Here is a 13,905-nt window from a genome sequence, read left to right on the forward strand (position 1 = left end):
TTTATTAACATAAGATCAGTAACAACCAGAAGCGCTCGAAGGAGAGGTTAATGGAAAGCAAAGTAGTTGTTCCGGCGGAAGGTAAAAAGATCACCCTGCAAAACGGCAAAATTAACGTTCCTCATAATCCGATTATCCCGTTCATCGAAGGTGACGGTATCGGCGTAGACGTTACCCCGGCAATGCTGAAAGTGGTTGATGCCGCTGTTGAGAAAGCCTACAAAGGCGAGCGTAAAATTTCCTGGATGGAAATTTACACCGGTGAAAAATCTACTCAAGTTTATGGCCAGGACGTTTGGCTGCCAGCAGAGACGCTGGACCTGATCCGCGATTACCGTGTTGCTATCAAAGGCCCACTGACTACCCCTGTCGGCGGCGGTATCCGTTCCCTGAACGTGGCTCTGCGTCAGGAACTGGATCTGTATGTGTGTCTGCGTCCTGTGCGTTACTACCAGGGTACCCCAAGCCCGGTGAAACACCCGGAACTGACCGACATGGTTATCTTCCGTGAAAACTCAGAAGACATCTACGCAGGTATCGAATGGAAAGCTGACTCTGCTGACGCAGAAAAAGTGATTAAATTCCTGCGTGAAGAGATGGGCGTGAAGAAAATCCGCTTCCCTGAACATTGCGGTATCGGCATTAAGCCGTGCTCCGAAGACGGGACCAAACGTCTGGTGCGTGCAGCAATCGAATACGCTATCACCAACGACCGTGACTCTGTGACTCTGGTTCACAAAGGCAACATCATGAAGTTCACCGAAGGCGCATTCAAAGACTGGGGCTACCAGTTGGCGACTGAAGAGTTCGGCGGCGAGCTGATCGACGGCGGCCCATGGCAGAAGATTAAGAACCCTAACACCGGCAAAGAGATCATCATTAAAGATGTGATCGCCGATGCGTTCCTGCAACAGATCCTGCTGCGTCCTGCTGAGTACGACGTGATCGCCTGTATGAACCTGAACGGCGACTATATCTCTGACGCCCTGGCGGCGCAGGTTGGCGGTATCGGTATCGCCCCTGGTGCTAACATTGGCGACGAGTGCGCACTGTTCGAAGCGACCCACGGTACTGCGCCTAAATATGCAGGCCAGGACAAAGTGAACCCAGGCTCTATCATCCTGTCCGCAGAAATGATGCTGCGTCACATGGAATGGTTCGAAGCCGCAGACCTGATCGTTAAAGGTATGGAAGGCGCGATTAACGCTAAAACCGTTACCTATGACTTCGAACGTCTGATGGAAGGCGCTAAGCTGCTGAAATGTTCAGAGTTTGGCGACGCGATTATCGCGAACATGTAATCCAGACTCTGGGTTAAACAAGAACGGGAGCCGATGGGTTCCCGTTTTTTTTCTTGTCGTTTATCTGTAAGAAGCAGACGTTTACCCTTAAGATGCGCACTGCAGAACCTGCTAATCGCCAGACGAGAGACAAGATGAACAACGACATCCCCCTGAAATACTACGACATCGTAGATGAGTATTCGACTGAGGCCGCTGAGACGGTGAGCGAGGCAGAGCGTGACTCGCTTGCGAACTATTTCCAGCTGCTGCTCACCCGTTTAATGAACAACGAAGAAATTAGCGAAGAAGCGCAGCAAGAGATGGCCAGTGAAGCTGGCATTAATGCGTTGCGCATTGATGATATCGCCAACTTCCTGAATCAATGGGGCAACGAGTAACGGCAAAAAACGCCGGGTCGTACCTTTAAAACGTTTTGCCCTGATGTTTTGCTATACAGCTCAGCATGACGCTATCGGACCACAGGCATTTTTTTCGTACCACGTGCGAAGAGGGCTGTTCGACGAACAGGGCGAACATAAGCGTCAGAAAAAAGAGTATCAAGGGAACCGCTGAAGATAGTTTCACGTTTTTACCAAATGAGTGATTTTGCCAGGCTAATCTACAGCCTGAATATGACGGCTTTATTGTTGGAATATGAAATGCAAACACCTGCGTTAGACAACCTCTACAGCTCAACTAACCTGAAAACGCGGGCGATTTGGCGTGAGAGTATAGATACGGGTCACCCGATACAAGCGTATTATGCACCGCAGAAGTTTGCTCTGGCGACAGGTTTTCAGCCGCAGATGTCCGGGTGCATTGAATCGCTGTTCAGTGAACTACAGTCTTTAACCCGAAACGACAGGCAGGCCGACCTTCAGCCGGTAAATGGTTTTCATTTCACATTTGTGCCACTTACGCTGCCCTTGTATGAAGAAAATGAACAGCTACCGGCAAAAACAGATCAGCTGATCGGAGCCTGGACACCTTTTGATGGTTTACGCATCACTATCCGGGATTTACGGCTGGTGGCCTTGCCGGGGCAGTTACTTCTCGCCGGAATTCCCGAAGATCCAGCGGCAGCACTTCGCCAGACATTTTGCGAGGAAGTCCTTCATTCCCCCTGGAAAGACGAACTGCTGTTGCGCCATGCACACACACTGTTACCTGCGCCATTCTGGCATACAACCTTGCTGCGCTATGGGGCGGAACGCTTACCCGAGTCCCTGAGGTCATTCTTCCTCGAGCGTGAATCACAGCGTTACGGAGAGGTTGCAGGAAAACTCAAAATCCGGGATTTACGGCTGGTGGCCTTGCCGGGGCAGTTACTTCTCGCCGGAATTCCCGAAGATCCAGCGGCAGCACTTCGCCAGACATTTTGCGAGGAAGTCCTTCATTCCCCCTGGAAAGACGAACTGCTGTTGCGCCATGCACACACACTGTTACCTGCGCCATTCTGGCATACAACCTTGCTGCGCTATGGGGCGGAACGCTTACCCGAGTCCCTGAGGTCATTCTTCCTCGAGCGTGAATCACAGCGTTACGGAGAGGTTGCAGGAAAACTCAAACTGGTGCGCATCAATTACAACTGGACGCGTTGTTACCCCGTTACGCTAGCGACTAGGGGAGTTGACTGAGCCTGTGAGGATTTTCGACAGTTCGTTTCGGCTGAGTGATTTTGAAAAATACCAGCCCTGGATCAGCGAATCGCGGTAGCGTGAAGAGATAAACGCATATTGTGTTTCATTCTCCACCCCTTCAAAAACGAGCGTTTTGTTTAGCTTTAAAAGTGCATCGCAAAAGATAACGAAGATATCTTTTTTATAGCTTTCACTGATGCCGTCTACGAGGGACTTGTCTATTTTAATTTCGTCATATTCGAGGTTGGCTAACCTTGCAATATTCGAGTTTTGTACACCGAAATCATCGATAGATATTTTAACTCCCATCGATTTTAACTCTTTACAAAAATCAATAAGAATACCGTGATGGGCAACTGCTTTTTCAGAAAGTTCGATTTTTATCAGCGACAACGGAATATTATTGAGCAGACACTCGCGGCGCAAAATTTTACTGAACATCCCGTCTTCAATTTCAATGCGTCCGACGTTCAATGAAATTAATAGCTGATGTTCATTCGCGAGGCTGGATATCTCTGCGAAGGATTTCTTAATAATATTGGTATAATAATTATCATAAAGACCGAACTTCTCTATGAGAGGGATAAACAGTTCGGGTGAAACATCTATAAAGTTACTGTCCCGCCAGCGGGAAAGCACCTCAACGCCGACTATTTTTTTATCGCCCGGGCGAACGATGGGCTGGTAATGTACACCAATGGTGTTTGCTTTCACGGCTTTGATTAGCGTCTTTTCCAGTGAGAAACGATCCTCGTAAAGCCTGAACGAATAGAGAGAAATAGATATCCAGATAAAGTATAAGACGACCGTCAGCAGGATAAATATCGCAATCGATAACGACGCCAGGCCCGTATCATGATGCTTGACAATCACACATAAATCCCACCGTGAGCTGCATTGGGTCAGTGTCAGGGTAAAGAATCGGGAGGGCAGCCAGCTGCTTTTATCGATTACCGGATTGACGGTAAAAAATGTTCTGCCAAAGTCTTTGGTGGTAGAACTTAATGAGTAGCTTGCGGTGACGGGTGTAAATTTATCGTAGGCGTGTCGTGAGGTGAATATAATAATATTGTTATAAATCGCGGCGTTGCCGATAAAAAAATCTTTTTGCGAAAATTGCGCCAGGATAAAACCATTAGGTGTTTTATGTAATTCAGAGGGAAGGTTAACTGGGGTGGTCAGCTTTCCCCAGAATGCGGTGCAGGTAATTTTACCGTTCTCAATAAAACCAATATCACCGAAGTAGAGGCTTTCAAGTTTTAACTTTCGGTAATTATCCAGGCTTGCTTTATCACATCCCTGTGTGGTCACACTTTTTAGTGCAGTTGCTACGCTTTGGGATAAACCTTCGGAGTATTGCAGGAGGGTATCTGAAATCTCAAGCTGCTTGTTTTTCTGTTGCTCCAGAATAATGGCATTAATAGCATAAAAAGACAGAAGCACCAGAAAGGTTGAAATGAGCGCTAGCGCAATGATCTTTTTCATTTTTCTGCGTCCCTTCTGCCTCCTGATTTCTCGAATCTTAACACAGGCAGTAAAAGGCACAAGCCTGGTAATAACGGTAGGTTACTTTACGCGATGGTGTTTTGTTTCGCGATGGCGCTATCACTTTTCCTGTTGTCCCGGGGCTCGCGGGTGAGATATCAGCTATGCTGTATTCATCTTCATAAGCGGCGCTGAGTTAGCCTAATCCTCTAATTCAACAAAACTAAATGCTTGTTTTTTCTTTTTTTAAGGAAAAATCGTGCGCAACGCTTTTATCCCAATCCTGAGTGCAGTATTCCTCTTTCTGGCGGGGATGCTGATTATAAACTGGCAGCTGTGGCACATGGCGACGGTAAACGCTGCCGGGGCAGCCAAATCCAGCGCCCTTAAAATAGATACCATCCTTAATGAAGCGGTGAGTGCAGCTGATACTGCTCAACGTGTTGCAGCGCAGGGTTGTACCAGCGGTGGGCAACTGGAGTTAGGCACTGAGGCTGCGCTTAAACCCCATCTGCGTGCAATTATGATCCAGCAGGGCGGTACTATTATGTGTACCTCTTTGCCGGGCAATGGGGTGTTAATTATTCATCCTATGACCTTACCGGACGAAAAATTAATGCTGCTGCCCGGGAACCGATTAATTAATGGTATCCCGGTGCTTGTTTTTCAGCGTCCGATACCTGGCGGACGGGTCATGATTAGCGTTAGCGATGCGCATTTACGTGACGTGATCGCGGGGACGTCCGAAAACCTTGCGCTGGTGGTGAATCAACAGCGGCTTGAGCGCGCGGGTGATGTTAGCCCGCTACCGTCATCGCATTCATCGACAATGCTTGCGCCATCTGCGCGCTTTCCCTTCAGCATGGCCTGGCAGGCACCGGTTTTCTTCAACATAACGCGACTGGTCCAGCAGGGGTGGAGCCTTATGCTGTTAGTCTTTTTCCTCTCCGTCGCGGTGGGTATTTTGTGGCGTCGCTATATGGGTAAAAGCACATCCTTTGAAGAGGACCTGCGTAAAGCCATCATCAAAGGCGATATTGTTCCTTTCTATCAACCGATTATGAATGGAAAGACCGGTGGGCTATACGGTGTCGAGGTGCTGGCCAGGTGGAAACACCCGAAATCAGGCTATATTCCCCCAGACGTATTTATCCCTATTGCTGAACGCAGTGGTTTAATTATTCCGCTGACGAAAGGGTTGATGGAAAAAGTGGTCAGCCAGCTAAAACCGCTGTTACCTAAATTACCGGATGGATTTCATATTGGGGTGAATATTAGCGCCCGGCATATCAATTCCCCGACATTTATCGGGGACTGCAACACCTTTGGCCAGGGATTCAAGGGGAAAAAGATCAAGCTGGTTCTGGAAGTGACAGAGCGGGAGCCCTTGCTTGATAACCCTGAACTTATCGAAAATCTTAATACGCTGCATAATTCGGGGTTTGTGATTGCCCTGGACGATTTTGGTACCGGTTATTCAGGACTTTCATGCCTTGATGCGCTGGCCATTGACTACATCAAAATCGATAAAAGTTTTGTCAGCCGGGTATCGGAACAGAAAGATTCGACCATTCTGCTGGACTGTGTCATTGAGATAGCGAAGAAAATGTCGTTAAGCATTGTGGCGGAAGGCGTTGAAACAAAAGAGCAGTTAGAGTATCTGAACCGCAACCAAATCAACCTGTTGCAAGGGTACTATTTCGGTAAACCCGTTTCGTATGTTGAGTTCATTAAATTTCTGCTCTCGAAACCCAAAGAGGAGATCAGGGTGTATGAGGAAGAAAAAGTCTGAACGCCGGGCGGAGTTTAGCCCGGGCGTTGGCGGCTCAGAACCACTCAAACCTGGCAGACAGCAACAGAAGTAGCGTGCTGGCAGAAACAAGGTTAAGGTAAATCACAAACTTGCTTGATACATTCATGTTATCAAAGACATTCCATTGTGCACAGGTCGCTAAGGATAGCGCCAAACTCCGAGAGAATAAACGGTTAACCGCATTGGTTTTGCGCAGGCCAGTCAGAGAAGGGGTGTGCTGAACGCAAAAAAAAAGCCCACTCAAAAGTGGGCAAGAAATACTGGAAGCAATGTGAGCAATGTCGTACTGAATACCTGAGTGTTTTGCTCAACTATTCAGTATTGAGAAAGATAATCTTTCTCAACAAAAGATGCAACCCCGCGTTTATTGTGTGTTTGCCAGAAGAGATGTTACCCCTCGTCTTGTGGCTGGCATGTAAAGAAGGGTTTACCCACCAAAATGCCATTCGTGATGCTTATCACAAATTTCCTTTCTCTCATCCTGTGCTATCCTTTTCCGTGTCGTTGATTTAATGACAAAAAATCATACAGAGAGGAAAGCTATGGGAATCATATCCTGGATTATCTTTGGGCTGATTGCGGGGATTCTGGCGAAGTGGATCATGCCAGGCAAAGATGGCGGTGGTTTTATCGTAACCATAGTCCTGGGGATAGTGGGCGCGGTCGTTGGGGGTTGGATCAGCACCTTCTTCGGTTTTGGTAAAGTTGATGGTTTCAATTTTGGCAGCTTTGCCGTTGCGGTGATTGGCGCGCTGGTTGTTCTGTTTATCTACAGAAAAGTCAAAAGCTAAAGCTGACATGCGTTAAAAAAGGCTGCCTACTGGCGGCCTTTTTACTGTGCGGCATTACCACCAGCCAAAGTGTGTCCCGGCGACGGCCATGATGGCGATGATCAACATAATGATGGTTGTTTTTCTCATTTAAGCCCCCGGCGCGGCATAACCGCCGACGAAAAACCATGCTAAAAAAACCACTGCCGTTATAAAAATAACGACCGGGAAGAGTATTCCAATTCTCATACCATCACCTGTCTCGGTTTACATAACGCCGTAGAGTGTACGGGCTTAATCCATAGTGAGAAAGCGAGTTTTGCTTTTTCCTTTTTTATCCTGGTACATCTCGACGTCTGCGGCGCGCAGTGCGCTGTCGGCATCCGTGCTACTGGGGTCAACTTCCACCACGCCAAGACTGGCGCCAGGATAAACAATATGGACGTCTCCCAACCAGTATTCTCCGGCTATCCTGGCGCCGATACGGGATTTGAGTATGTTTATCTGCGCGTGATCGCTTTCACCTTTGCTCAGACAGGCAACCAGAAATTCATCACCACCCAGTCGGCCGATGATTTCGTCCTGGGACTGTTTCTGAGTCAGCCTTTTTCCCACCTCAACCAAGAATTGATCGCCCGTTTCATGGCCGTAACGGTCATTAATGAGTTTAAAGTTATCCAGGTCGATAAAGGCGATAATGGCGGTGCGATTAAGATGACGCGCCAGCGAAAACAGGGTTGTGAGGTTTTCAAAAATAGCACGACGATTAGGTAAGCCGGTGAGGGCGTCCGTATACGAGTGTGCAATCAGGGCCGCATTGGCTTCACGCAGCTGAGCGACCAGGGACTCTTTCTGAATGTACTGGGCAATCAACCCGGCAAACAATCTCAGCACCTGCTCGCCGCGATCGCTGAGCTGTTTTTTCTGGGTGCTGGTTGCACACAATGTGCCGTAAAGCGAACCGTCAGCCAGATGGATGGGAATACTCATGTAAGTGGTGATGCCAAGGGCTTTTGCGGCATCACAGTCCGCCCAGCGTTCGGCCACGTCGTTACTGAAAATCGTATCGCTATCAATCGCGCGCTTGCACAGCGTGTCTCCCCAGGGAACGCTCAGCCCCTCCGGGATCTGCATCTGCTTGCTGTTACGGGCATACAAAATATGCTGCAATCGCGCGCTGATATCGACCTTCGTCAGATAGGTCGACTCCATTTCGGTCACGATCTCCAGCATTTCCAGTAACTGACGTACCAGACTTTCCAGGGATTGTTCCGTGGCGAGAGTTTCTGAAACACGGGCAAGGATGATATCTGACATGACGTAGGTAGACTCCCATGCAGAAGACGTCTGCATCTGCATGTTATGCTGAAATTTTCGGCTCCAGCCATAGTAAAACATGAATATACGAAATTTAATATATATCTGATGGGAGACGGTGACGGGAAAAAGGGCGAAAAAAAAGCCCCGTTGTTGAGACCGGGGCAAAGACATCTTGATTACGGAATGATGTTCTCTGGTCATATCGAGAACCAGCACACTATAAAGTTGAAAAGTGCAGGTTTAATGGAGAAATCATGGAGAAAGTAGCGCCAGTTGATTAGGCTAAGGTTTCGTAAATAAAAAAAGGATAAAGAATGAGATATCTGTTACTTGCGCTGATGCTGCCGCTTGCGGCCTGCTCAACAGCAACGCCACCAGACGCCCCAAAACCGCCGCAGACGGGGATGGCTAATCCTGCCTCGGTTTACTGCCTGCAAAAAGGGGGAGAGCAGGTTCCGGTGCAAAGCCCACAAGGGGTACGCACGGAGTGCAAATTACCGGGCGGCGAAGTGATTGATGAATGGGATCTGTATCGTCGCGACCACCCGCAACCTGCCAGGTGACAGCAGTATAAGGACTGAGATACACTTCTCTTTAGGATTATTCTTACCTAACAATACTCACTGCGAGAGAAGTATGTTTCAGTTAAAACCGGGCAGCCTGGCCATGATCATTGGCGCGCGCACCACCGCTGGTCGTCGTAATATCGGTAAATCTGTTGAGCTGTTTGGTCTGTGCCAGCCTGGCTTACGTTTTGTGAATCCGGTAAACGGCGTAATGACCCAGTTGCCGGCGACAGCAGACCGAGCGCTTTGGCTGGTGACGGGTGATGTCTACGCTTTCGACAATCAGCATGGTTTTGCGTTCGTGCGCCCCGAACACCTGATGCCACTTCAGCCTGACGAAGCGCCGCAAACCCATAGCGAGCTGGCAATCAGCTGATTTTCAGATGGCGCAGCCAGTCGGCTAACACCAGGGCGTGATTCTGTTCAGTATTTTTAGCGCCATACAGCAGCGTGACGGTCTGTTTTTTTGCCCGTTCGGCAAGGCGAAGTCCTTCGTCCTGATGCTGCGCCAGCTCTTCCCGATACGCCTGGCTGAAGGCAGCAAAATCAATGCTCTCGCTGTGAAATGCTTTGCGCAGCTCGCTGGATGGCGTCAACGTTTTACACCATTCATCGCAGGAGATGTCTGTTTTTTTGATCCCGCGAGGCCATAATCTGTCTACCAGAACCCGATAACCGTCCTCTGAACTTGCCTCGGCGTAAACACGTTTGCATTGAATCATCGTCTCTCTCCATGATGTGTAGGCCTACACACTATAGCACTCTGGTTTTTACCAACTAATTTTAAGGTATTGTGATTATTGCAAAAGATCGGTAGTCTGAGGTTCCTTATGTTATCTGATAATACTCTGGCATAAGGAACCTCTCATGGAACACTCCCCGGTTAAAACCACGCTACGTATTGCCCTGGTCGGCGACTACAATCCCGACGTGATTGCGCATCAGGCGATCCCGCTGGCAATTGATGACGCTGCCGCTGTACTTGAACTCACCGCCGATTACGACTGGCTTGCCACAACGGATTTAACCAGTCCGGAAGACCTGGTGGGCTACGATGCCATCTGGCTGGTACCTGCAAGCCCGTATAAAAATGCTGAAGCCGCCTTTATTGCCGCGCGTTATGCACGTGAAAACAGCGTGCCTTTCCTCGGGACATGCGGTGGATTCCAGCACGCGCTAATTGAGTATGCCCGCAACGTCCTGGGTTGGGATGACGCCGGACATGCGGAAACCGATACCGAAGGTACGATGGTGATTGCACCATTAACCTGCTCGCTGGTGGAAAAAACCGACGCCATCGAACTACGCAACAATACACTTATTGCAAAAGCCTACGGTAAACCTGAGATTGAAGAAGGGTATCACTGCAACTACGGTGTCTCGCCAGAATTCGCCCAGGAGCTTGAAAGTGGCGATATGCGCGTCACGGGCTGGGACGAACAGGGCGAAATTCGCGCGGCAGAGCTGGTCACGCATCCGTTCTTCGTGATCACCCTGTTCCAGCACGAACGCGCGGCGCTGGATGGCCGCCCTGTGGTGCTGGCGCAGGCCATGCTGCGCGCAGCGCGTGGATAAATAAGGCAGACCTCCCGGTCTGCCTTGTGCTTAGCGGGGCGTGATTTCCCGATCGCGCCCGGCAAGTACGCCGCATCCGGCCATCACGATGGAGGCGAGCGCACAGGCCATCAAGGGAATTCGCCAGTCGCCCGCCGAATCGTGAATTTTCCCCATCAGCGGCGGGCCGCACGCTGCCAGCAGATAACCAATCGACTGTGCCATCCCCGACAATGCCGCTGCCTGGTGCGCCGAGCTGGCGCGCAGGCCGATAAACGTCAGGCCGAGGATCATTGTGGCTCCTGAGCCAAAGCCAAATATCACTGTCCATATGAGGGCAAGTCCGGGCGCAAACCAGAAACCCGCCGCGCTGACAGCGCACATCAACGCCACGCATCCTGCGATCCCACGCTGATCTTTCAGACGGGGGAGGATCAGCGGCACGGCCAGCCCCGGCACTGCGGTGGCAAGCTGCAACACGCCATGCATGGAGCCTGCCTGCGTTTCGCTGTAGCCGTGACTTTGCAAAATGGCAGGCAGCCAGCCAATAATCACATAATAAATCAGTGAGTTGATACCAAGGAATGAGGTTACCTGCCAGGCGAGGGCAGAGCGCCAGATCGCGCGGTTTTGCAGAGCCCCCGCGCCGGTCACCGTGGCGACGGGAGTGCGTTGCCACTGCGGCAGCCAGAGCAGCAAGGCCACCAACGGGAAGGTCATCAGCATGAGTAATGCGCCGTGCCAGCCTGCGTCTCCCAGAGCCAGGGGAACAATCAGCGCTGAGCCAAGTGCTGCCGATGCGCCCATGGTCAGGGAGTAAGCGCCGGTTAATCTGGCGACCTGGCCGGGGAAATCACGTTTGATAAGCCCGGGCAGTAGCACGTTTCCAAGCGCAATACCGCAACCAATAATCGCGGTGCCGGTAAACAGCAGGGCAGCAGAAGGCAAAGAGCGAATGCCAATACCCGCACAAATGAGCAGCAGGGAGATAAAGAGACTCCGCTCCATACCAATACGCCGGGCAAGACCCGCAGCCAGCGGGGAGATTAACGCAAACGCCAGCAGCGGGAGGGTGGTGAGCAGGCCGGTTTGTGCGGTGCTCAGCCCGTAATCATGGCGAATAGTGTCAAGCAAGGGGGCCGCGCCGGTAAAGGTCACGCGCAGCGTGGTGGCAATCATCAGGATACCTGCGATCAGCAGTGCTCCCTGTTTCCCTGAAGGTCGAATTTCAGCAGTCGTCATTATTTTCTCTAACGTTGAGGCGAGGGCACACGATACCGATTTTTATGCGGGTTGAAATCAAGCTAAAATGACAGTTTATCGCTAATATCGGACAACTTAATGATCGGCCTGGGACTTGATGGTTACGACCCTGACAGCCAGCATGATGCTGCGGTGGCGTTTCGAATCCGTGTGGTAGCAGAAGAACAACACATACCGCGACACCAGCACCGCAAAGGGCAGCTGATTCTGGCGTTAGGTGGTGCAATTACCTGCGAAGTTGAAAACGCCATGCTGATGGTACCACCGCAATATGCCGTGTGGATCCCGGGCCAGGTTCCCCACAGCAATAAAGCCACGCCAAGCGCCCAGCTCTGTTTTTTGTTTATCGAACCCGGCGCGGTCAGCCTGCCGGACCGCTGCAGCACGCTCAAGATATCACCGCTGGTGCGGGAGCTTATTCTGTCCCTTGCGTCCAGAACCCGCGAAGAACTTCAGCTGCCGGCCACCTCAAGGCTCGTCGAGGTGCTGTTTGACGAACTATTGCAACAGCCGCAGGAACACCTGCAACTGCCGGTATCACCGCATCCTAAAATCCGCTTTATGAGTGAACGAATGGCCGAGGAGCCCGCCGAATGGCAGACCCTGGCGCAATGGGCACACCATTTTGCGATGAGCGAACGCAACCTGGCGCGGCTGGTGGTAAAAGAAACCGGGCTGAGCTTTCGACGCTGGCGGCATCAGCTACAGCTTATTGTGGCGCTACAGCTGCTGATTAGCGGGCGTTCCGTGCAACAGGTGGCGCAGTCGCTTGGCTATGACTCCACCACCGCGTTTATCACGATGTTCAGAAAAGGGTTAGGGCAAACACCTGCCCGCTATGTGGCGGGGCTTTCTAGGACTTCCCAATAAACAGTGACACCAGGCCTGCGGCAATCAGCGGGCCAACCGGCACGCCGCGGAACAGAGCCACGCCCAGGACGGTACCCACCAGAAGCCCGGCTACCAGCGATGGCTGGGAACTCATCAGCGTTACCCCGCGCCCGCCAAGCCAGGAGACAAAAATACCGACGGCAATGGCGACCAGCGATTTCCAGTTCACAAACGAATGCAGCAGCGTCGACGCCGGAAGCGTGCCGCTGGCAATCGGCGCCATCACCCCAATCGTCAGAATGATAATCCCGACCGTCAGGCCTTGTTTCTCAATCCAGGGGAAAAAGGTATTTAGCGGGGTGACGCGCACGATAATAAGCACCAGTATTGAGACGGCAACCGTGGTGTTATGGCTAACAAAGCCCAGTGCAGCGAGCCCCATAAGAATTAACAGGGTAGGGTCGAACATGTGTCATCCTTGCCAAAAAAAAGTAAGCCTGCTTACTTTACGCGTAAAAATTCCGACAAACAGCCTTTATAAAAAGATCTTATCGCTGTCATGTCTCTGTCATTTGCGGAGGATAAAAAAGTACCAGTCACAGCAAAAGGGTATGCATGATGAACGATCAAATGTTTATCGAAACGCTGATTATCTCGTCTTCATTTTTTACCATTGCAATCATTCTGGTGGCGTCAGTTATTTTTCTGGAAAAACATGGCTGACTGATTCGCCAGCCGCAGTCGTTATATTTTCCGAAAAGCAACCAGCTCAGGCCGCGCAATGCGCAGGTAATCCTGGGTATTCATAATCACGGATTTCTCCAGTAAACCCGCGTTGAAGGCGATTTCGTCAAAACGCTCAAACAGCAGCGGGTCGGCGACCAGCGTCAGATCCGGGTGGAAGCTAAAAGGCGGTATAGCGCCAAAGACGCAGGCTGTCAGATTATCCACTTCCGCCGGGCTGGCAAGAGATGCTTTAAGCCCGCCAAAATGACTGGCAAGTTGGCTGAGGTCGGCCTGCTGATCGGCGGCCAGGATCGCCAGCACGTGCTTTTTAATACCGTTTCCCTTCACTTTACAGACCAGCGCTTTTGCACCCTGTCCAAGATCGGTACCGCGGATCTCGCTTACTGCTTCGCATTTTCCCACCGCATCATGTTCCACCACGCGAAACTGCGCCTGTTGCTGGGTTAATAATGCGATAAGTTGCTGGTGGGTATCAGTACCTTTTACTTCATCAGACATCGCGTTTTACCTGTTTTATGCCAATCGCAGCGTTGTACATTAACACAGATTTTTTCGCTGGTGCGTACCTCAGAATTGGCGGTTATATACGCAGAGTGACAAAAGTTGAAATTCATTTTGTTATTATCAATCTCC

Annotated in this window: 17 protein-coding genes and 1 pseudogene; 10 read left to right on the top strand and 8 right to left on the bottom strand. The window is 50.7% G+C overall.

Annotated elements, in window-relative coordinates:
• Positions 1-50 precede the first annotated feature (50 nt).
• From icd to ACT9TW_RS14360, 3 genes and pseudogenes are all read left to right on the top strand, one after another.
• Positions 51-1,301, top strand: a complete 1,251-nt coding sequence (icd, locus tag ACT9TW_RS14350; protein WP_063142859.1) for an NADP-dependent isocitrate dehydrogenase — start codon at positions 51-53, stop codon at positions 1,299-1,301.
• 134 nt (positions 1,302-1,435) lie between these two features.
• Positions 1,436-1,681, top strand: coding sequence for a YmjA family protein (locus tag ACT9TW_RS14355; protein WP_182060569.1), 246 nt, complete (start codon positions 1,436-1,438; stop codon positions 1,679-1,681).
• A 261-nt stretch (positions 1,682-1,942) separates the two neighbouring features.
• Positions 1,943-2,575: pseudogene (locus tag ACT9TW_RS14360) on the top strand (hypothetical protein); the annotation flags it as partial.
• A 321-nt stretch (positions 2,576-2,896) separates the two neighbouring features.
• Here ACT9TW_RS14360 and ACT9TW_RS14365 read toward each other — a convergent pair.
• On the bottom strand, positions 2,897-4,408 hold the full coding sequence (locus ACT9TW_RS14365; protein ID WP_446492800.1) for an EAL domain-containing protein: 1,512 nt from the start codon (positions 4,406-4,408) through the stop codon (positions 2,897-2,899).
• Positions 4,409-4,667: 259 nt separating this feature from the next.
• Here ACT9TW_RS14365 and ACT9TW_RS14370 point away from each other — a divergent pair, with 259 nt between their 5' ends.
• Positions 4,668-6,200, top strand: a complete 1,533-nt coding sequence (locus ACT9TW_RS14370; protein WP_446492801.1) for an EAL domain-containing protein — start codon at positions 4,668-4,670, stop codon at positions 6,198-6,200.
• Positions 6,201-6,234: 34 nt separating this feature from the next.
• Here ACT9TW_RS14370 and yncL read toward each other — a convergent pair whose 3' ends face one another.
• A complete protein-coding gene (gene yncL / locus ACT9TW_RS14375) occupies positions 6,235-6,327 on the bottom strand; it encodes a stress response membrane protein YncL (protein WP_446492802.1) in 93 nt (30 codons plus the stop codon).
• A 436-nt stretch (positions 6,328-6,763) separates the two neighbouring features.
• Here yncL and ACT9TW_RS14380 point away from each other — a divergent pair, with 436 nt between their 5' ends.
• Positions 6,764-7,012 carry a GlsB/YeaQ/YmgE family stress response membrane protein gene (locus ACT9TW_RS14380; protein ID WP_315688345.1) on the top strand — a complete coding sequence of 83 codons (249 nt, stop codon included), beginning with the start codon at positions 6,764-6,766 and terminating at the stop codon, positions 7,010-7,012.
• A 129-nt stretch (positions 7,013-7,141) separates the two neighbouring features.
• Here the strand turns inward: ACT9TW_RS14380 and ACT9TW_RS14385 are convergent, their stop codons facing one another.
• Both ACT9TW_RS14385 and ACT9TW_RS14390 read right to left on the bottom strand, forming a co-directional pair.
• Complete coding sequence (locus ACT9TW_RS14385) at positions 7,142-7,240, bottom strand: YoaK family small membrane protein (RefSeq protein WP_014883431.1); 99 nt, start codon at positions 7,238-7,240, stop codon at positions 7,142-7,144.
• A 45-nt stretch (positions 7,241-7,285) separates the two neighbouring features.
• Positions 7,286-8,308, bottom strand: a complete 1,023-nt coding sequence (locus tag ACT9TW_RS14390) for a sensor domain-containing diguanylate cyclase (RefSeq protein WP_446493837.1) — start codon at positions 8,306-8,308, stop codon at positions 7,286-7,288.
• Between the two features lie 317 nt (positions 8,309-8,625).
• Here ACT9TW_RS14390 and ACT9TW_RS14395 point away from each other — a divergent pair, with 317 nt between their 5' ends.
• Together ACT9TW_RS14395 and ACT9TW_RS14400 are read left to right on the top strand one after the other, a co-directional pair.
• Positions 8,626-8,874, top strand: coding sequence for a putative hemolysin (locus tag ACT9TW_RS14395; RefSeq protein WP_446492803.1), 249 nt, complete (start codon positions 8,626-8,628; stop codon positions 8,872-8,874).
• A gap of 73 nt (positions 8,875-8,947) precedes the next feature.
• Positions 8,948-9,253, top strand: coding sequence for a hypothetical protein (locus tag ACT9TW_RS14400; RefSeq protein WP_446492804.1), 306 nt, complete (start codon positions 8,948-8,950; stop codon positions 9,251-9,253).
• Here the strand turns inward: ACT9TW_RS14400 and ACT9TW_RS14405 are convergent.
• Positions 9,246-9,599 carry a DUF488 domain-containing protein gene (locus ACT9TW_RS14405; RefSeq protein WP_446492805.1) on the bottom strand — a complete coding sequence of 118 codons (354 nt, stop codon included), beginning with the start codon at positions 9,597-9,599 and terminating at the stop codon, positions 9,246-9,248. The genes ACT9TW_RS14400 and ACT9TW_RS14405 overlap by 8 nt on opposite strands.
• A 145-nt stretch (positions 9,600-9,744) precedes the next feature.
• Here ACT9TW_RS14405 and ACT9TW_RS14410 point away from each other — a divergent pair, with 145 nt between their 5' ends.
• Positions 9,745-10,452, top strand: coding sequence for a CTP synthase C-terminal region-related (seleno)protein (locus tag ACT9TW_RS14410; RefSeq protein ID WP_446492806.1), 708 nt, complete (start codon positions 9,745-9,747; stop codon positions 10,450-10,452).
• Between the two features lie 30 nt (positions 10,453-10,482).
• Here the strand turns inward: ACT9TW_RS14410 and ACT9TW_RS14415 are convergent, their stop codons facing one another.
• Positions 10,483-11,673 carry a CynX/NimT family MFS transporter gene (locus ACT9TW_RS14415; RefSeq protein WP_446492807.1) on the bottom strand — a complete coding sequence of 397 codons (1,191 nt, stop codon included), beginning with the start codon at positions 11,671-11,673 and terminating at the stop codon, positions 10,483-10,485.
• Between the two features lie 99 nt (positions 11,674-11,772).
• On the opposite strand from ACT9TW_RS14415, the gene ACT9TW_RS14420 reads away from it, so the two are divergent.
• Positions 11,773-12,564: an AraC family transcriptional regulator gene (locus tag ACT9TW_RS14420; RefSeq protein WP_446492808.1), complete on the top strand. Its 792-nt coding sequence runs from the start codon at positions 11,773-11,775 to the stop codon at positions 12,562-12,564.
• Here ACT9TW_RS14420 and ACT9TW_RS14425 read toward each other — a convergent pair.
• The gene (locus tag ACT9TW_RS14425) at positions 12,548-12,994 is read right to left on the bottom strand and encodes a DUF441 domain-containing protein (protein ID WP_446492809.1); all 447 of its coding nucleotides are present in this window, start codon (positions 12,992-12,994) and stop codon (positions 12,548-12,550) included. The genes ACT9TW_RS14420 and ACT9TW_RS14425 overlap by 17 nt on opposite strands.
• A 149-nt stretch (positions 12,995-13,143) precedes the next feature.
• Here ACT9TW_RS14425 and yoaI point away from each other — a divergent pair, with 149 nt between their 5' ends.
• A complete protein-coding gene (yoaI, locus tag ACT9TW_RS14430; RefSeq protein ID WP_315688690.1) occupies positions 13,144-13,248 on the top strand; it encodes a small membrane protein YoaI in 105 nt (34 codons plus the stop codon).
• Between the two features lie 21 nt (positions 13,249-13,269).
• Here yoaI and ACT9TW_RS14435 read toward each other — a convergent pair whose 3' ends face one another.
• Positions 13,270-13,770: a YbaK/prolyl-tRNA synthetase associated domain-containing protein gene (locus ACT9TW_RS14435; RefSeq protein ID WP_446492810.1), complete on the bottom strand. Its 501-nt coding sequence runs from the start codon at positions 13,768-13,770 to the stop codon at positions 13,270-13,272.
• Between the last annotated feature and the right edge of the window lie 135 nt (positions 13,771-13,905).

Source organism: Enterobacter sp. C4G1, assembly GCF_052886895.1.